The following is a 16,923-nucleotide window of genomic DNA, read 5'->3' as shown; positions in this document are numbered from 1 at the left end:
CGCACCGCCGGGGCACCCCTCGACCGGTGTTGCTCCCTCCAGCGGCTCCGGCGGGCACAGCGAAATCGCAGGATCGGCGGCTTCAGCTGCGGTCTGGGAGAGTGGATCGCACAGAATGAACAGGTGCGTATCGGATCGCTCCGGGCGCCCGCGCAAGGTGCAGCGGCGACCGTCCTCGCGGACCATGCTGCCCTCAAGGGCAGCGCCGTCCGCGCTCTCTTTCGGCACACAGAACAGATAGACGTCGATCCCGCTCGCGCGCGCGCCCCCGGGCAAGCCGCTGCCGCATATGCTGAGCGGCTGCTCCGAAATCCCCGGCTGTGTGATGGTCCCCTTGGGCTCGAGCAGGTGCCCCAGCAGAAAGCTGCCCCGCCGCGTCGGCACGCTCGGCGCAGCTGCCGCTTGGTCGGATCTCACCCCGGCAGATGGCGCGGGGGGAATCGAATTCGAGCGGCCAGCTTTCAGTCATGGCGGACGGTCGCGCCGGGGGATCGCGGACAGGTTCGGACACCGGGGCCGGTGGCGAGGGCGCGGAATCATCCTCAACGGTCTTTGGTGCGCTGGTTATCGAAAAGCCTCCTGCACCCTCGCTCAGCACGAGGTCAAATGGGACGGTGTCGACCATCTTTTGCGACGGGCGCGTGACGTGGATGACGATATTCATCGGGCCCTGCGCCAGTTCGGCCGCCGGGATGCGATACTGCATGGCTACACCCCGTGCGCCGGCCTGGGCATTGGAAAAGCCGAGTTGCTGCCACAGTCCGGACGGGGCGGCGTCGGTCGACACGATGCCGGGCAGGCTGAACAACCCACCCTTCGAAAATCCGCCCGACTCGCGTGAGACGAGTTGCCCATCGACATAAGTCGAACGGGTCCAGCTGACCGTCAGCTTCCATTCGCCCCACAATTCGCAAATGTCCGCCCTATGCGGCCCGAACACATCCCCCTCGGGCGTCTCGACCCAGCCGCCCTGGAACGTGCCCTTGTCAGCGGACTTGCCGATATCGGCAAACACCACCACCGTGTCGCCACTGCGCTTCGCACCGACCTTCAACGTCGTGCCAGTGACTGGATCGGTAAAAAGTGTCTTTTCCGAATCCTTGATCTTGCAGTCCGCGACGCGTGGTCCGCCGTCGCCACCGCCACCACCCCCTCCTCCGCCGCCCAACAGGCCGCCAGCCAGACCGCCGAGCGTGCCGAGCAGTTTCTTGGTCGCACGGGCACCCGATCCGACTTTGCCGTTCGAACCGACCATAATCGGCTTGCGCAGGTCGGTCCTGCGCTTCTTGCGCTCGGTGCTCGGCAATGGCGGCTCGGCCTTTGCGTCTTTCTCCATGTCCTTGCGCGGCGAGTCCGGCTGGAGCTGCATCTCCGTCGCGGGAGCGGGTGGATCAACCGGCCCCTCGGCCGGACAGGGGTCGAGCGGGCGATTCAGCGTCGCCGCGCGCTCGGCGCGGATCGCGGCAGCGGCGTCACGCATGGCGTTGACGACAGCCTGATAGTCCCGTGTCTCCTTGGTGACCGCAGCGATATGGTCAATCGGCGCACGCGCCCCGGACATTTCCCCGGACAGCTTGGCCAGCCCCTTCAGATGATTGTTCGCCGCCACCAGCCGCCGGTCGGCTTCGGCGGTCAGCGCATCGAGCTGTTCCAGTCGGGCATTCTTCTGTTCGACGGTGCAGATCGCCCCGGCCGCTGGCGCGGTAACCGGCGCAAGGTCGGGGCGTGGAGGCGGCACGAATCCGGTCTCGGTCGGCGGCACCGGCGGGGGCGGATCGCCGCCGATCCGGGCCTTTTCGGCGTCATCGCTGCAATCGACCGGCTTTTCGCTCTCCAGCCGGGAAATCTGCTCCCGCAACGTCGTCGCATTTCGTTCGAGCCGTTCGATGTGGTCGTCCGCCATTCGACGCGCAAAGAGAATCTTGTCCCGAAGCGGCTGCAGCTCCTTCCCCTGGTCAACGAAGAATCTCAGCGACCGCTGAAGGTCGTTCTTGAAGTTGGTCAGATTCTGGATGTCACGCAGTGCGCGTTCAAGTCGGGCGCGGCGATCGCGCAAGTCGGCGTCGATCTGGGTCTGGCTGCAATAGCGGGTAGACAGCTCCGGAATGGCATCCAGCTGAACCTTGGGCTGCTGCACATCGAGTTGCTTGGAACAGTCGATCACCGGCGCGGATTTGACCCCGTCCAGATGCGCTTCGACCATCTGCGGGTGGACGATCGTCATATCGGGCAGGTCTTCCGCCTCGAATGCAGCGACTTCGCGCACGCGCTGATTGATCGCCTCTGCCTTTGCGCCGCGCTGGCGCTCTGCCGCGATCATCCGGCGCATCGTCACAAAATAGGCCCGTGCCTGGTCGGCATTCAGATTCGCCGCCTTCTCCAGTGCGGCCCCTTCGACGAGCGCACGCGCCCGATGTTCTTCGGTGCAGAAGAAACCAGGGGGGCGCTGGGGGCGTCGGCATCTTCCACGGTCGAACCGGCCAGCCATCGCGCACGGCGAGCAGCTTGGTATCGATCTCTTCCGCAGACACGGCAACCGCACCCACCGGCAAGATCGCCAGCAGCGCCGCGCACGCCATCCCTGCAACGAACCGGAACGAAAACGCGGCCATGCCGCCTCTCCCGATGCACGGCGCGCACTATAGCATGATTGTCTCGCAACCGGAACGATGCTTAACGCGATTTCAATCCGGCATGGGCATGGGTCGATCATGCCGCTCGCTCAGTGCTCTATCCTGCGTGCCTCTGCACCCTGGTTGGTCGCGCTTTTCGCGGCGGCGCTGGCATGGCTATTGTGGCCGTTCTTCACCCCCGACATGACGGCCTATCTCATTCCGTGGCTTGAGACGATCCGCGAACGCGGCGTGACGGAGGCGTTCGAGCGCCCCTTCTCCAACTACATGCCGAGCTATCTCTATCTGCTCGCTCTGGTCAGCCCGCTCACCGCCTGGTTCGACCCGATGAGCGTGATCAAACTCCTCTCGGTCGCCGGAACCATCGCGCTGGCGCTGGCGATGCACCGGCTGCTGGGGGCGCTTGGCGTAGCCCGGCGCGCGCATTGGGCGGCGCTGGTCGTCGCCCTGCCCTCGGTCGCGTTCAACGCGCTGTTGCTGGGCCAGTGCGATGCCATCTACGTCGCGGCCTGCGTGATGGCCGTCGCGATGGCGGTCGAGCGGCGGCATATTGCGATGTTCATATGGTGCGGAGTCGCCGTCGCGTTCAAGGCGCAGGCGATACTGGTCGCCCCCTTCTTCCTCGCCATCGCAATCCAGCGCCGCGTGCCGCTGGTCGAGTGGTTTGCAGCGCCCGCGGCATTGCTGGCGCTGATGGCGCCCGCCCTGCTCGCCGGCTGGCCACCCGCCGACCTTGCGACGGTCTATTTCCGTCAGGCGGGGACATTCGGCAACGACATCGCGCGCAATGCACCCAATATCTGGTCGCTCGCCGGGATGATCGCGCCCGAGTTCGCGCCGCGCCTGTTCGGCCTCGCGCTCGCCTCTGCCTTGGGCGCAGCCGCATGGTTCATCGCCAAGATGCAGATCGTCCGGTTAGACAATGTCGGGCTCGTCGGCATGGCCGCGCTCGCCGCCCTGCTCACCGCAGGGCTGCTTCCGCGGATGCACGAGCGTTACTTCCTGCTCGCCGACATGCTGATCTTCGCCTTCGCCGTCGCCCGGGGCACGCGTCCTGCCTTCGCGCTGGCGGGGCTGGTCCAGATCGGGTCGTTCGCGGCGATCTCCGGCTATCTGGGACTGGGTGCACCGATGGTCGCAATCGGCGCGCTGTGTATGATCGCGGCGACGTGGATCGCTGCCAGACCGCTAGCGGTCCCGAATGCAAACGATAATCCCCCCAACGGGACGAAATCCGCGACCAGCCGTGCTGCGGCCCGGTTTCCGCTATGATATTGAACAGCGACTCAGTTTCCGGGGAAGTGGGGAGTAGCAATGTTCAACAATAATCGTTCGCGTGACGACCGTCCGGCAATGCCGCCCGCGCCGCCTGCGCAGAGCAGCGGTTCGTCGAAGCGCGGCATGTTCTCGGTCATCGGGCCGGATATCGTGATTACCGGCAGCATCAAGGCGAGCAGTGAACTGCATATCGAGGGCCGGGTCGAGGGCGATGTCGATTGCGGCACGCTGGCACAGGGCGCCGAAAGCCAGATCTTCGGCAGCGTCACCGCCGAAACCGCGCGCCTCGCCGGCGCGATCGAGGGCACCGTCCGCGCCAAACTGCTCACCGTCGAGCGCACCGCGCGCATCACCGGTGACGTCGAGTATGAGAATATCACGATCGAAAATGGCGGACATATCGACGGGCGCCTGAAGCATATGAGCGCGATTACCGCCGCCCCGCTGCGCGCCGAACCGGTCCAGCAGGGGCCGGTGGCGGGTCAGCCGGTCACCGTCGCATCGGTGATGGGATCGAACTGAGCTCGAATCTTCCGAAATTGAAAAGGGCGCGTTCCGGTGTGAACGCGCCCTTTTTTCTTGTGCTGCCTCAGTCGGCGACGCGCGCGCCGCCCTTGATGACGTCGGTCACCTTGGTCAGCACCGTCACGTCCTTCAACGGATCGCCCTCGACCGCGATCAGGTCGCCATAGCGGCCCACCTCGATCGCGCCGACATCCTTGGTCCGCCCCAGCGCTTCGGCGGCGTTGACCGTCGCGGCGCGGATCGCCTCGATCGGGGTCATGCCGTATTCGACCATATACTTGAACTGCCCCGCCGCTGTGCCGTGCGGCATCACGCCCGCGTCGCTTCCGAACACCATCTTGACCCCGGCGGCGTGTGCCTTGCGGAAATTGTCACGCTGGATCTGCGCGATCTCGCGGTCCTTGCGCAGGTTATCCTCCAGCACGCCGTTCTTCTTGCCCTCGGCCTGGGTATATTCGGTGTTGTAGATATCCATCGCGAACCAAACCGGCTGCTTGCGCGTGGCGGCGAGCTTGATCCCCTCGTCATCGACCAGGCTGGCGTGTTCGATCGTGTCGATCCCGGCGCGGATCGCGGCCTTGATCCCTGCCGCGCCATGCGCGTGCGCGGCGACCTTCAGCCCCCATTGATGCGCCTCGTCCGCGATGGCGCGCATCTCTTCCTCGGACAGCTGCTGCTGCCCCGGCTCGGTGTTGCGTGAGAAGACGCCGCCGGTCGCGCAGATCTTGATGACCTCCGCGCCATATTTGCGCTGCTCGCGCACGATCCGGCGCAGCTCCTGCGCGCCGTCACCGACCGCGACGCCCTTTTGCTTGAACGAAGGAGGCATGTAAGTGCTGTCGCAATGCCCGCCGGTCGCGCCCAGCGAATGCGCGCCGGGAACGATGCGCGGCCCGGCGATCAATCCTTCCTGGATCGCCTGCTTGTAGCCCACGTCGCTGTAATTGTCCGATCCGACATTGCGGATCGTCGTGAAGCCCGCCTTGAGCATGGCGCGGGCATTCGCCGTCCCCTGGATCGCCCAGAAGCTGTCGGTGAATTGCAGGCCCGTATAGCCGCCATAGAGCGGATTGCTGTCGAGATGGACGTGCATGTCGATCAGCCCGGGCAGCACCGTCTTGCCGCTCAGGTCGATATGCCGGACATCCGCGCCCCAGCGCACTGTGCGCGCGTCGGCAATGCTGGTGATGCGGCCATCGGTGATGAAGATCGCCGGATGCTCGACCACCTTGCCGCTGACCACGTCGATCATCATGTCGGCGGTGACAACGACGGTTTGCGCGGCGGCGGGGGTGGCGGCGGCCAGAGCCAGCGCAAGCCCGATCATGCCCAGTTTCATGCGATACTCCCTTGATCCGTCCGCGACACGCTCGCCGCGAACCGGATCAAGGTCAATCACGTTCGGACAAATCAGATGTGGATCACCCGCCCGTAAGCCGCCAGCACGCTCTCATGCATCGACTCGCTGATCGTCGGATGCGGGAAGACGGTTTCCATCAGCTCCGCCTCGGTCGTCTCCAGCGTCTTGCCGATGGTATAGCCCTGGATCATCTCGGTCACTTCCGCGCCGATCATGTGTGCGCCGAGCAGTTCGCCGGTCTTGGCGTCGAACACCGTCTTCACGAACCCTTCCGGCTCGCCCAGCGCGATCGCCTTGCCGTTGCCGATGAAGGGGAAGTTGCCGACCTTCACCTCGTAACCAGCCTCCTTCGCCTTCGCCTCGGTCAGGCCGACGCTGGCGATCTGCGGGTGGCAATAGGTGCAGCCGGGGATGTTGCGCGGGTCCATCGCGTGCGGATGCTTGCCCGCAATCGCCTCGGCCGCGATCACACCCTCATGGCTCGCCTTGTGCGCCAGCCAGGGCGGCGCGGTGATGTCGCCGATCGCATAGAGGCCGTCGATATTGGTCTTGCAGTCCGGCCCCGTCTTCAGGAAGCCGCGATCGTCGACATCGACGCCCAGTTCCTTGAGGCCGATGTCCGCGGTGTTCGGCACGATGCCGATCGCGACGATAACGTGGCTAAAGTCGCCCACAACCGGCTTGCCATCCTTGCCGGTGATCGTCGCCTTCACGCCCTTCGCATCCGCGCTGATCGAATCGATCCTGGCGCTGGTCATGATCGTCATGCCCTGCTTCTTGAGCGCCTTCTCCAGATGCGCGGAGATGTCCTTGTCCTCGACCGGCACGATGCGGTCGAGCATTTCGACGACGGTCACATCCGAGCCCATGTCGTTGTAAAAGCTCGCAAACTCGATCCCGATCGCGCCCGATCCGATGACCAGCAGCTTGCTCGGCATCTCCTTCGGCGTCATCGCGTGGCGATAGGTCCACACCTTGTTCCCGTCGGCGGGCAGGTTCGGCAGGTCGCGGGCGCGCGCGCCCGTCGCAAGGATGATGTTCTTCGCGGCCAGCTCGGTCACCTTGCCGTCCGCGCCGGTGACCGACAGCTTGCCCTTACCGGTCAGCTTGCCGGTGCCCATGTGCACGGCAATCTTGTTCTTCTTCATCAGATGCGTGACGCCCGCATTCAACTGCTTGGCGACCCCGCGCGAGCGCTTGACCACCGCGTCGAGGTCGGCGCTGATCTTTTCGGCGGTGAGGCCATAATCCTTGGCATGCTGCATGAAGTGGAAGATCTCCGCCGAGCGCAGCAGCGCCTTGGTCGGGATGCACCCCCAGTTGAGGCAGATGCCGCCGAGCAGTTCGCGCTCGACGATCGCGGCCTTGAGACCGAGCTGGCTCGCGCGGATCGCCGCGACATAGCCGCCGGGTCCGGAGCCAAGCACGATCACGTCATAGGATTCAGCCATATTTTTGCCCCTGGGGAAAAAGGGTTGAAAGGAGAAATGGGGTCGCGCGGACTATCCGTCCACCGGTCGCGGCTTGCGGTCCTCGCCGACTGCGACAAAGGTGAAGTTCGCCTGGGTGACCAGCTCGCGCTCCTCGCCATGACGACAGCGGCGCCAGGCCTCGACCTCGATCAGCATCGAACTCCGCCCGATCTTGGCGATCTGGGCATAGACCGACACTTCATCACCGACCGCGACGGGCGCATGAAACTGCATCCCGTCCATCGCGACGGTGACCGCGCGACCCTTGGCGCGGCGCGCCGCGACCAGGCCGGCGGCAAGGTCCATCTGTCCCACCAGCCAGCCGCCGAAAATGTCGCCATAGGCATTGGCGTCGGCGGGCATGGTGCTGACGCGGATCGCGGGTTCGATCGCCGGGGGCTCCCGATCAGGCATCGTCGCCGCCCTCACCGCCCTGCGGGTTGCGCTGCAGCCACATCGCGCGGCGCATCGGCCCGATACCCATCAGGATGATGCACAGGATCGCGATGCCCGTGACCAGCCACACATCGGCCCGAGCGAGCGGATAGGCCCAGCTCGCCAACGCCCCGATCAGCAACGCGACCGCGATCCCTGCGGCGATATGCAATGCTTCGATCAGGACTCGCATGGGTTATCGCGCTTCATTCTGTCCAAGCCACGCGCGATCAGCGCGGTAGCGGCCGGGGCAAGCAAGAGAAAATACCACAGGTCGTGGGCGAGCGATCCGCTCGCGAACACGAGCGAGCCAAGCTCAGCGACGACTAGGCCGCAAATTGTCGCCAGCCCGAACTCTGCGAGGGGTTGCGGCACACGCGCAGAGGCCAGTTGGCCAAACACTCGCACCATGAACACCGGAAGGATGAGGAGGCATGCCAGGAAAGCGGCAACGAGAGCCGTCGATACTACCCAAATCACAAACAGCTCAACCAAGGATCCGCCCAGCAAACCTTCATTGTCAGACATCGAGGCCCATGGCAGCGCCGCCGCGCCAGCCATCACCCCAAACATGCCCGCGCCCCGAAGACTGGACGTAAAGTGTTCGGAGGACCGCATGGCCGCAATCTCAGGCCAGCAGGCCCATGGGCGATCGATCAGCGCCTTGAGGATCTTCATCAGCTCGGCGCCATCGGCCCCGTCCACCGCGCGGTGATCGAAGCTGCCGGTCGCCGACATCACCGTCGCGACGCCCAATGCGTCGTCGACGATATATGGACGCTTCTCGCCCGCGCCGACCGCCAGGATCATCGCCTGGGGCGGGTTGATCACCGCATCGAACTGCTTGATCCCGAACATGCCCATGTTCGAGATGCTGGCGGTACCGCCCTGATATTCGTGCGGCTGGAGCTTGCCCTCCTTCGCGCGGTCGGCCAGCGCCTTCATCTGGGTCGAGATCGACGCGAGGCCGATATTCGCCGCGTCGCGGATGATCGGGGTGATCAGCCCCGTCGGGGTGGACACCGCGACCGAGATGTCGGCGCGGCTGTACTTGACCAGCTTGTCGCCCGCATAGGTCACATTGCACTTGGGCACCTGCGTCAGTGCGACGGCCAGCGCCTTGATCAGCATGTCGTTGACCGACAGCTTCACCCCGCGCCCTTCCAGGCTCTTGTTGAGCTGGCCGCGCAGCTTGAGCAGCGCGTCGAGCTGGATATCGACGGTCAGGTAGATGTGCGGGATCGTCTGCTTCGCCTCGGTCAGGCGGCGCGCGATCGTCTTGCGGATGTTGCTAAGCTTTTCGACCTCGTGCGGGATGCTTTCGTCATACCAGACCGATGCCGGGGCGGTAGCGGGAGCAGCAGCAGCGGCGGGGGCCGCAGCTGCCGGCGCGGCGGCGGGTGCTGCTGCCGGAGCCGCACCGGGCTTCGCGCCCTCGATATCCGCCTTGACGATACGGCCGTTCGGGCCCGAGCCGCTCACGCCCGACAGGTCGACGCCCTTTTCGGCGGCGATCCGGCGCGCCAGCGGGCTCGCCTTGACGCGGTCGCCGCTGTTTGCCGGTGCGGCGGCCGGGGCCGATGCGGGCGCTGCTGCAGGTGTCGGAGCGGCCTCGGCCTTGGGAGCTTCCGCCTTGGGAGCCTCAGCCTTCGGCGCGGACACCGATGACGCATCCTCGCCCTCGCCGGCCAGCACCGCGATGACCGTGCCGACCTTCACCCCGTCGGTGCCCTCGGCCACGACGATCTTGGCGATCACGCCCTCGTCGACCGCCTCGAACTCCATCGTCGCCTTGTCGGTTTCGATCTCGGCCATCAGGTCGCCGGCCTTGACGGTATCGCCTTCCTTGACCAGCCATTTGGCGAGCGTGCCCTCCTCCATCGTCGGAGAAAGCGCGGGCATCTTGATTTCGATCGACATGGGTGGGGAGGATCCTGCCGTGGTGTTATGAACGCGCCCTCCTTGCGCGATGAACGGCGCGGGTCAACCCCGCCCCTTGCGCTCGGGTGCGTGAGGCGTCACCACCTGTCACCAACGGAGGGGGGAACTAGTTTCATGCGTACCTATCTGGTCGTGATCGACGAAAGCCCCGAGGCGCAGATCGCGCTCCGCTTTGCCGCACGCCGCGCGGTCAAGACCGGCGGCGGGGTCGAGATTCTCGCGCTGATTCCCAAGCCCGACTTCGTCCAGTGGGGCGGCGTGATGGCGACGATCGAGGAAGAGGCACGCCAGCGGGCCGAGGCTTTGGTCGCGGGCGCGGCGGGCACGCTGATCCAGGAATCGGGGCTGAAGCCAAGCATCACCGTGGTCGAGGGCGATGGTCCGAAGGTGATCCGCGAGATGATCGAGGCGAATCCGGAGATCGCCGCGCTGGTGCTCGGCGCTGCGGTCGGTGGCAAGCCCGGCCCGATCGTCACGCACTTCACCAGCGGCGACATGGCGGTCCTGCCGGTCCCGCTGATGATCATCCCAGGAAGCCTCGACCGCGAGGCGATCGACCGGCTAAGCTGAGGCCCTATGCGAACCCTTCTTCTCCCTGCGCTGCTGATCGCAGCCCCTGCCGTCGCCCAGCAAAGGCCCGCCGACGCGCCGAGCCCTGAACGGCTCAAGGCCGACGTCGAAAAGCTGGTGAGCTTCGGCACACGCCATACGTTGTCTTCCCCCGACGATCCGGTGCGCGGCATCGGCGCGGCGCGCAAATGGGGGGCGGAGGAACTCGACCGGATCGGCGCGGCGTGCGGCAATTGCATCAAGGTCGCCCGGATCGGCCGCACCTTCACCGGCCCGCGCGCGCCGAACGGGGTGGAGGTGGTCAACGTCCTCGGCTTTCAGGAGGGCGAGGACCCCAAGCGCGTTATCATCGTCCAGGGCCATATCGATTCGCGCGTCAGCGACGTGATGGACTTCACCAGTGATGCGCCGGGTGCGAACGACGACGCGTCCGGCACTGCTCTGGTGATCGAGGCGGCACGCATCCTGTCGAAGCAGAAGCTCAAGGCGACGATCGTCTATGCCCTGCTGTCGGGCGAGGAACAGGGGCTGTGGGGCGGCACCTTGCTCGCCGAAACCGCTAAGGAGCGCGGATGGGAGGTGATCGCGGTCCTCAACAACGACATCGTCGGCAATACCGTCGGCCAGAACGGTGTGCGCGTCGCCGACCGCGTGCGCGTGTTCTCCGAAGGCATCCGCGCATCGGAGGACATTCCCGGCCAGCTCGGCCGGCGCGGCGATGGCGGCGAGGATGACGGCCCCAGCCGCGCGCTCGCCAAGGCGATCGACAAGGTTGCCGACGGGATGCGCGAGAAGGACAAGGACGCGCTCGACGTGTTCGTCGTGCGGCGCCCCGACCGGTTCGGGCGCGGCGGGGATCACGAACCGTTCCTGCGCCTCGGCTATCCCGCCGTCCGCTTTTCGGTCGCGGCGGAGAATTACGACCAGCAGCACCAGACGCTGCGCACCGAAAATGGCCAGGTCTATGGCGACACGGTCGACAAGATGGACTTCCCCTATCTGGCGAAGGTCACCGCGCTCAACGTCGCGACGATCCGCCGCCTCGCCAATGCACCATCGGCTCCGTCCGGCGTAGTCCTCGACGGCGCGGTGAGCGCGGATACCAAGGTGAAGTGGAACGCCGTCCCCGGCGCGCGCAGCTACAAGGTGTATTGGCGGCGCAACGACACCCAGAATTGGGCCGAAGTGCGCGGCGTTGCCGGGCGGACCGAGACGGTGCTGAAGGACGTCGTCGTCGACGACCACTTCATCGGCGTGTCGGCGGTCGCGGCGGATGGCAGCGAGAGCATCGTGACGTTCGGGACGCGGCCGCCGCGGAACTAGGCTTTACCGACAGCAATCCTTGGTCGAACGCCGCACGACCGTCTTGCTCGGATAGCGGCGCACCGTCTTCACCGGCGTGCGATAGGTGCGGACCTCCTCGACCTCCTCGATCACCTCTTCGGTGACGGTGGTGGTCGTGGTCGCGCCCGACTGGATGACGATCGTCGTCACGGTCGGCCCGACCATGTAATAGCCACTGCCATGATAGCCGCGGGCGTAGCCGCCGCCCTGCGCGCCGCACGGGTTGGCGCAGGACGGCGGCGCATACCCCCGGGTATGGGTGTGCGGGGATCGGCCGCCGGACATGACGGTCGTCCTCATAATCTTCATCGTCGTACTCGGGTGCGTCGTAGCGCGCGCCATAACCGCCGCCGCCGCCACCGCCGCCTCCGGCAGCCGCCGCTGCGGCATAGCCGCCGCCCGCAGTCGCCACCGCTGCGCCGCCACCACCGCCGCCATTCCAGTCGATACCGCTGACCGAATCCCACACCCGGCCATTGCCATCGGCGAGCACCGCGTCGTCATAGTAGCGCAGCCAGCCATAGCCATGCGGCGGGCGGCTCAGCCCCCAGCCCGACCAGTCGCTGATCCAGAAACCGCCGCCGATCCAATAGCTTGGCAGCGTCCAGCCGCGCACCGGGCGGCGATAGGCGCTCCACCCACCGGGCGCGCGCGTTCCGGCGTGCCAGCGCCCACCGATCATCGGCCCCCAGCGGCTACCGCTCTGCGTCGCGCGCGGCGGATCGATCCGCGTCGCGGGGACCGAGCGCGCAGGATAACGCACTGGCTCGCGCTCGCGCTGCACCCATTGCCCGTCGCGCCACACGCGCTGCGCATCCGCAGGGGTCGCAACCGCGATGGTGGCGATCGACAGAGTGGCTAAGGTCAGAACACGCATGGGCACTACTCGCTGTTCGGGCGAGACGCGGCCATTCAAGCAGGGTAGAAAGGCCGCGCCTCTTTACAGATTCTTAACAGTGTTTGCGCGGCGTTCCCACCGCGCGTCGTGGTTAAGGAAGTCCCGATCCGGGGCAGGGATTAACCTGCGATCCGGGGACCGAGCAGGGCCATCAACGCCTCGCAACCCGCGGCATCCTCGGCGTCGAACCGACCTGTCACCGGGCTATCGAGGTCGAGCACGCCGATCAGCACGCCATCATGTACGATCGGGATGACCAGCTCGGCATTGCTCGCCGCATCGCACGCGATATGGCCGGGAAAGGCGTGCACGTCCTCGACCAGCTGCGTCTCGCGCGTCGCCGCCGCCGCGCCGCACACGCCTTTGCCGAACGCAATGCGGATGCATGCCGCCTTGCCCTGAAACGGGCCGAGCACCAACTCGCCGCCGACATTGCGATAGAAGCCCGCCCAGTTGAGGTCGGGCAGATATTGAGCGATCAAGGACGCGGCGTTGGCCATATTGGCGATGGCGTCGCTCTCTCCCGCCGTCAGCGCATCGAGCGCGGCATGAAGATCGCGATAGAGTTCGGCCTTGGACCCGGCGGCGATGTCGAAACTGTACATGCGCCGCAGGTGGCGCGCGCCGCGCCACGATGCAAGGGTCTAGGGACAGCGCACCCGCGTCATTCCGTCCGATGTCACGCTGTTGCCGTCTGCCGACAGCATGAAGGTCCGTGTCGCATCCCAGGTCTCGCCCTCGCCGGTATAGCGGGCGCTCACCTTGATCTCGCCGCGCGTGCCGGTGACCCCGGTGACGCTGGCGCTGCTTTCGTAAAAGCGCAATTCGCCGGGGGCGATGGTCAGCCGCGTCACGTCGTTTCCTTTTCCGCAGTCTGACGCCTTTGCGCTCCAGTCGCCCTGAAATGGCGCGGGAATGGTGTCGGTGCCACTGACGGGGACCGGACTCGGCTCGACCGGGTCGGGCAGGCTCAGCGGCTCCGCCTCCTGCATATTGTTCTGAGTGACATCGTCGAGCACCGGCTCCTGCGAGCAGGCGGCGACAAGGGCGAGCGGAAGCATCAGGGTCAGTCGGATCATCGCGCGCCAACGCACGGCACGGCGCGATCGTTGCGCGTCAGGATCAATCGAGCTGAACTCTGCCCCGCCCCGCCTTGATCGCCGACCGCCCCTTCTTCTCGTCCACCCGCCGCGCCTTGGCGGCCTTGCCCGGCTTGGTCTTGATCCGCCGCGCCTGACGCTCATGGGCTTTCTCGATCAGCTCCAGCACGCGCGCACGTGCGTCCTCGCGATTTGCGTCCTGCGTGCGAAACTTGCGCGCAGTGACGACCAGCTCGCCGCCTGACGTCATCTTGCTCCCGGCAAGCTCCTTGAGCTTGGCATAGGCATAGGGTGGCAAGCCCAGCGCGAACACATTGACGCGCAGCTGCACCGCGGTCGACACCTTGTTGACATTCTGCCCGCCCGGCCCCGACGCGGCGAGGAACTTTTCCTCGACGATCGCGGCCTCGGGCAGCTCAATCGGCATCGTCAGTCTGCCCGCCGGCAAAGCCCAGCGCGCGGAACGCATCCGGCGTCGGCGCCTCGGCATGGATGTCGGGCTTGCCCGGACGCGGCACGGTCAGTTGCGCGGCGTGCAGCATCATCTTGCGCCCGTTGGCGACGCCGTAAACCGGGTCGCCGGTGATCGGGAAGCCCAGCCCCTCGGCGGCATGGACGCGGATCTGATGGGTGCGCCCGGTTTCCGGGTAAAAGGCGATGAACGCGCGCCCATCCTTGCTCGCCAGCATCCGCCAGCGGGTCCGCGCCGCCTTGCCGTTTGCGCCGCCGGTCATCCGCCAGCCGCGCTCGGCGCTCGACACCTTGATCAGCGGCAGGTCGATCAGCCCCGACGGCGCGTCGGGGATGCCGTCGATCACCGCGAGGTAGCGCTTGGTCACCTGCCCGGCCTCGAACGCCTGCTGGAACCGGGCATGCGCCTTGGGATTGCGCGCGAGGAGCAAGCAGCCGCTGGTATCGCGATCGAGCCGGTGGACCGGCGTCGGCCAGCGCTGAAACCCGAAGGTCAGGTTGCCGAGATGATTTTCAAGGCTGATCGACCCGTCGCGCGGCGGATCGACTGGAAGCCCGGCGGGCTTGTCGAGGACGATCGCCTCGCCATCGATGAATAGTACGTGATCCTGGATCATACCGCCCCCTTGCGGGAAGTGGCGGCGAACCGCAATGCGGAAGGGTCAGGCGCCCGAGGTGGCGAAGGCCGGCAGCCCCAGCCGGACATCGCGATGCGTCGGCTGCATCGCACCGCCCTCGACCGGGCGCTGCAGCACCAGTCCGGTCTGGCTCAGCATCGTCGCCGACACCTGATAACGCGGGCGATATCCGCCCTGCCCGTCGCTCGCCAGCGCTTCGTCGAACTCGACGCCCTGATGATCGTGGTGCGACCGCCGTACCGTCGCCAGCATCCAGCGCCGATCGCCGAAATCGACGACGAAGCGCGTCCCCACCGGCACCCCCACAATCCCCTGGATCAGCGCCCCGGTGCTCGACAGGTTGCGCAGGATCACCGGGTAATAATGGTCGTCATGCACCGCCCCGATCCGGCGGAAAGTGGCAAGGCGATGCTCGCGCTGCTTGGCCGGGCCGATCGGCTGGATTTCCCATGCGCCACCGATCACGGCGTTGGACACGGTCTGGGCGCAGACGGGCAGGCTGTAGAGATAGCCCTGGATCAGCCCCACGCCCAATGCGCGCATCGTCTCGAGCTGGTCGACCGTCTCGACCCCCTCGGCGGTGGTATCCATGCCCAGCGCGTTGGCGAGCGCGACGATCGCGGTGATGATCGCGCTGTTGCGCGACTTGGGGTCGGATGCGTCGCGGACAAAGCTCTGATCGATCTTTATCTTGTCGAACGGCGCGCTCTTCAGATAGCCGAGCGAGGAATAGCCGGTGCCGAAATCGTCGAGCGCCAGCCGCACGCCGATCTTCTTCAGCGTCTCGAACATCTTGTCGGCCTGCTCGCCGCTGTCGAGGAAGACGCTCTCGGTGATCTCCAGCTCCAACCGGTCGGGACGCAGCCCCGATGCTGCAAGCGCGCTGACCACAATCTGCGGCAGATTGGGGTTGGCAAACTGGATCGGCGAGACATTGACCGCGACCCGCAGGTCGCCGGGCCAGCCCGCCGCATCCATGCACGCCTGACGCAGAGTCCATTCGCCCAGCCGGACGATCAGGTTGGTTTCCTCGGCGATCGGGATGAACAGCGCCGGCGAAATGCGCCCGCGCGTCGGGTGATTCCAGCGCAACAGCGCCTCGAACCCCGCCACCCGGTTGGAATTTGCGGCGACCAAAGGCTGGTAATTGACCTCCAACTGGCCGCGATCGAGCGCGTCGAGCAGGTCCTGCTCGACCGAGCGCCGGTCCTCGGCGGCCTCGGCCATGTCCTGGGTGAAGAAGCGCGCACAACCGCGCCCCGCCCGCTTCGCGGCGTAGAGCGCCAGATCGGCGTTGCGCGCGATTCCCTCGGGCGTTTCGTCACCCTGATCGCACCGCACGATGCCGATCGACGCGCCGATCACGCACCGGCTGTCGCCCAGAAAATAGGGCTTGGACAGCCCTTCGATCATCGACGCCGCCGTCTGTTCGAGCGCCTCGCGCCCCGGACAGGTCGGGAAGACGATCAGGAACTCGTCACCGCCAATCCGCCCGATGCAATCGATATTGGCAATCTCCCGTTTCAGCCGATCTGCGACCTGGATCAGCAACTGGTCGCCCGCCGGATGACCCAGCGTGTCGTTGACCTGCTTGAACCGATCGAGATCGATCAGCAGGACCGAAAAAGGCGTCGCCTCGCGCGCGGTCGCGGCCACCGCAATCGCCTGCTCGACCAATGTCGCCATGCCGCGTCGGTTGCGCAGCCCCGTCACCGTGTCATAGCTGGCGAGCCGCGCGATTTCCCCGCCGACTGCTCGATCGCGGTCACATCAGCGCCTACCCCGCGAAACCCGATGAAGTTGCCCTGTGCGTCGAGCTGCGGGCTGCCCGAAATCGTCCAGATCCGCTCGTCGGGATCGACCGGGCATCGGACATTGACCGCGCGGAACGGCTTGCGCCGCGCGACTGCATAGCCGATCGAGCCGCCGGCATCGGTCGACAGACCCTCGGCACGGAACATGTCGGTCAGGTCGCGACCGACCAGCCCCTCGGCGGGGGTCGTCAGTTCTCCCGCCAGCCACTCGCTGAGATACGCGATGCGACCATCGGCGTCGGTGGACCAGAACCAGTTGGTGCGCAGCGTCTCGACCGACCCCAATATGTCGGGTGCATTGGTCCGGGGCCCGGGCTGAGCAGCATCCACGCGCATCTTGCGCTGTTCGCGAGTCCTGCCCCCCAGCACGTCCGTATTCGGCTCCATCGTCCGGCGCGTTGCGCGCTCGGGACCATGCCTAGTGCTGAAGCCGTTTCGAACTGG

General features: G+C 66.2%; 17 protein-coding genes and 1 pseudogene. 4 read left to right on the top strand and 14 right to left on the bottom strand.

Features of this window, described 5'->3' with window-relative positions; genetic code table 11:
- Positions 1 to 193 precede the first annotated feature (193 nt).
- Positions 194 to 2,329 carry a hypothetical protein gene (locus LRS12_RS14490; RefSeq protein ID WP_257845144.1) on the bottom strand — a complete coding sequence of 712 codons (2,136 nt, stop codon included), beginning with the start codon at positions 2,327 to 2,329 and terminating at the stop codon, positions 194 to 196.
- Positions 2,330 to 2,756: 427 nt separating this feature from the next.
- On the opposite strand from LRS12_RS14490, the gene LRS12_RS14485 reads away from it, so the two are divergent.
- Together LRS12_RS14485 and LRS12_RS14480 are read left to right on the top strand one after the other, a co-directional pair.
- A complete protein-coding gene (locus LRS12_RS14485) occupies positions 2,757 to 3,905 on the top strand; it encodes a hypothetical protein (RefSeq protein ID WP_257845143.1) in 1,149 nt (382 codons plus the stop codon).
- Between the two features lie 42 nt (positions 3,906 to 3,947).
- A complete protein-coding gene (locus tag LRS12_RS14480) occupies positions 3,948 to 4,433 on the top strand; it encodes a polymer-forming cytoskeletal protein (protein WP_257845142.1) in 486 nt (161 codons plus the stop codon).
- Between the two features lie 67 nt (positions 4,434 to 4,500).
- On the opposite strand, the gene LRS12_RS14475 is transcribed toward LRS12_RS14480, so the two are convergent.
- The 5 genes from LRS12_RS14475 to LRS12_RS14455 form a co-directional block, all read right to left on the bottom strand.
- Positions 4,501 to 5,775 carry an amidohydrolase family protein gene (locus LRS12_RS14475; RefSeq protein ID WP_257845141.1) on the bottom strand — a complete coding sequence of 425 codons (1,275 nt, stop codon included), beginning with the start codon at positions 5,773 to 5,775 and terminating at the stop codon, positions 4,501 to 4,503.
- A 71-nt stretch (positions 5,776 to 5,846) separates the two neighbouring features.
- Positions 5,847 to 7,247, bottom strand: a complete 1,401-nt coding sequence (gene lpdA, locus LRS12_RS14470) for a dihydrolipoyl dehydrogenase (protein ID WP_257845140.1) — start codon at positions 7,245 to 7,247, stop codon at positions 5,847 to 5,849.
- A gap of 51 nt (positions 7,248 to 7,298) precedes the next feature.
- Entirely contained in the window at positions 7,299 to 7,682 is a 384-nt protein-coding gene (locus LRS12_RS14465; protein WP_257845139.1) for an acyl-CoA thioesterase, read from the bottom strand.
- On the bottom strand, positions 7,675 to 7,896 hold the full coding sequence (locus tag LRS12_RS14460) for a hypothetical protein (protein ID WP_257845138.1): 222 nt from the start codon (positions 7,894 to 7,896) through the stop codon (positions 7,675 to 7,677). The genes LRS12_RS14465 and LRS12_RS14460 overlap by 8 nt, the downstream gene beginning before the upstream one ends.
- Complete coding sequence (locus LRS12_RS14455; RefSeq protein ID WP_374581075.1) at positions 7,884 to 9,623, bottom strand: pyruvate dehydrogenase complex dihydrolipoamide acetyltransferase; 1,740 nt, start codon at positions 9,621 to 9,623, stop codon at positions 7,884 to 7,886. Before LRS12_RS14455 ends, LRS12_RS14460 begins: the two co-directional genes overlap by 13 nt.
- A gap of 135 nt (positions 9,624 to 9,758) precedes the next feature.
- Here LRS12_RS14455 and LRS12_RS14450 point away from each other — a divergent pair, with 135 nt between their 5' ends.
- Together LRS12_RS14450 and LRS12_RS14445 are read left to right on the top strand one after the other, a co-directional pair.
- Positions 9,759 to 10,214, top strand: a complete 456-nt coding sequence (locus LRS12_RS14450) for a universal stress protein (RefSeq protein WP_257845137.1) — start codon at positions 9,759 to 9,761, stop codon at positions 10,212 to 10,214.
- 6 nt (positions 10,215 to 10,220) lie between these two features.
- Positions 10,221 to 11,537: a M28 family metallopeptidase gene (locus LRS12_RS14445; RefSeq protein ID WP_257845136.1), complete on the top strand. Its 1,317-nt coding sequence runs from the start codon at positions 10,221 to 10,223 to the stop codon at positions 11,535 to 11,537.
- A gap of 3 nt (positions 11,538 to 11,540) precedes the next feature.
- Here LRS12_RS14445 and LRS12_RS14440 read toward each other — a convergent pair whose 3' ends face one another.
- The 8 genes and pseudogenes from LRS12_RS14440 to LRS12_RS14405 form a co-directional block, all read right to left on the bottom strand.
- Positions 11,541 to 11,996 carry a hypothetical protein gene (locus LRS12_RS14440; protein WP_257845546.1) on the bottom strand — a complete coding sequence of 152 codons (456 nt, stop codon included), beginning with the start codon at positions 11,994 to 11,996 and terminating at the stop codon, positions 11,541 to 11,543.
- Positions 11,997 to 12,036: 40 nt separating this feature from the next.
- Positions 12,037 to 12,240: pseudogene (locus tag LRS12_RS14435) on the bottom strand (RcnB family protein); the annotation flags it as partial.
- Positions 12,241 to 12,575: 335 nt separating this feature from the next.
- Positions 12,576 to 13,061 carry a GAF domain-containing protein gene (locus LRS12_RS14430; RefSeq protein WP_257845135.1) on the bottom strand — a complete coding sequence of 162 codons (486 nt, stop codon included), beginning with the start codon at positions 13,059 to 13,061 and terminating at the stop codon, positions 12,576 to 12,578.
- Between the two features lie 39 nt (positions 13,062 to 13,100).
- Positions 13,101 to 13,535 carry a hypothetical protein gene (locus LRS12_RS14425; protein WP_257845134.1) on the bottom strand — a complete coding sequence of 145 codons (435 nt, stop codon included), beginning with the start codon at positions 13,533 to 13,535 and terminating at the stop codon, positions 13,101 to 13,103.
- Between the two features lie 43 nt (positions 13,536 to 13,578).
- Positions 13,579 to 13,983 (bottom strand): alternative ribosome rescue aminoacyl-tRNA hydrolase ArfB, encoded by a 405-nt coding sequence (arfB, locus tag LRS12_RS14420; protein WP_257845133.1) that lies wholly within the window; start codon positions 13,981 to 13,983, stop codon positions 13,579 to 13,581.
- On the bottom strand, positions 13,973 to 14,644 hold the full coding sequence (locus tag LRS12_RS14415; protein WP_257845132.1) for an RluA family pseudouridine synthase: 672 nt from the start codon (positions 14,642 to 14,644) through the stop codon (positions 13,973 to 13,975). The genes arfB and LRS12_RS14415 overlap by 11 nt, the downstream gene beginning before the upstream one ends.
- Before the next feature lie 45 nt (positions 14,645 to 14,689).
- Positions 14,690 to 16,378, bottom strand: a complete 1,689-nt coding sequence (locus tag LRS12_RS14410; RefSeq protein WP_257845131.1) for a bifunctional diguanylate cyclase/phosphodiesterase — start codon at positions 16,376 to 16,378, stop codon at positions 14,690 to 14,692.
- Positions 16,375 to 16,866 (bottom strand): PAS domain-containing protein, encoded by a 492-nt coding sequence (locus LRS12_RS14405; protein ID WP_257845130.1) that lies wholly within the window; start codon positions 16,864 to 16,866, stop codon positions 16,375 to 16,377. Before LRS12_RS14405 ends, LRS12_RS14410 begins: the two co-directional genes overlap by 4 nt.
- Positions 16,867 to 16,923 lie beyond the last annotated feature (57 nt).

The organism is Sphingomonas sp. J344 (assembly GCF_024700005.1).
Classification (GTDB): domain Bacteria; phylum Pseudomonadota; class Alphaproteobacteria; order Sphingomonadales; family Sphingomonadaceae; genus Sphingomonas.
The sequence above is the reverse complement of the archived record's forward strand: the minus strand, read 5'-3'. Positions and strand labels throughout refer to the sequence as shown.

Bases quoted from the DNA above. Each gene is read 5' to 3' on its own strand.
- LRS12_RS14430 (WP_257845135.1), bottom strand. From the start codon at position 13,061: ATGTACAGTTTCGACATCGCCGCCGGGTCCAAGGCCGAACTCTATCGC.
- LRS12_RS14480 (WP_257845142.1), top strand. From the start codon at position 3,948: ATGTTCAACAATAATCGTTCGCGTGACGACCGTCCGGCAATGCCGCCC.
- arfB (WP_257845133.1), bottom strand. From the start codon at position 13,983: ATGCCGATTGAGCTGCCCGAGGCCGCGATCGTCGAGGAAAAGTTCCTC.
- lpdA (WP_257845140.1), bottom strand. From the start codon at position 7,247: ATGGCTGAATCCTATGACGTGATCGTGCTTGGCTCCGGACCCGGCGGC.
- LRS12_RS14490 (WP_257845144.1), bottom strand. From the start codon at position 2,329: ATGCGCCGGATGATCGCGGCAGAGCGCCAGCGCGGCGCAAAGGCAGAG.
- LRS12_RS14405 (WP_257845130.1), bottom strand. From the start codon at position 16,866: ATGGAGCCGAATACGGACGTGCTGGGGGGCAGGACTCGCGAACAGCGC.
- LRS12_RS14425 (WP_257845134.1), bottom strand. From the start codon at position 13,535: ATGATCCGACTGACCCTGATGCTTCCGCTCGCCCTTGTCGCCGCCTGC.
- LRS12_RS14465 (WP_257845139.1), bottom strand. From the start codon at position 7,682: ATGCCTGATCGGGAGCCCCCGGCGATCGAACCCGCGATCCGCGTCAGC.
- LRS12_RS14460 (WP_257845138.1), bottom strand. From the start codon at position 7,896: ATGCGAGTCCTGATCGAAGCATTGCATATCGCCGCAGGGATCGCGGTC.
- LRS12_RS14440 (WP_257845546.1), bottom strand. From the start codon at position 11,996: ATGGCGGCGGTGGTGGCGGCGCAGCGGTGGCGACTGCGGGCGGCGGCT.
- LRS12_RS14475 (WP_257845141.1), bottom strand. From the start codon at position 5,775: ATGAAACTGGGCATGATCGGGCTTGCGCTGGCTCTGGCCGCCGCCACC.
- LRS12_RS14415 (WP_257845132.1), bottom strand. From the start codon at position 14,644: ATGATCCAGGATCACGTACTATTCATCGATGGCGAGGCGATCGTCCTC.
- LRS12_RS14445 (WP_257845136.1), top strand. From the start codon at position 10,221: ATGCGAACCCTTCTTCTCCCTGCGCTGCTGATCGCAGCCCCTGCCGTC.
- LRS12_RS14455 (WP_374581075.1), bottom strand. From the start codon at position 9,623: ATGTCGATCGAAATCAAGATGCCCGCGCTTTCTCCGACGATGGAGGAG.
- LRS12_RS14450 (WP_257845137.1), top strand. From the start codon at position 9,759: ATGCGTACCTATCTGGTCGTGATCGACGAAAGCCCCGAGGCGCAGATC.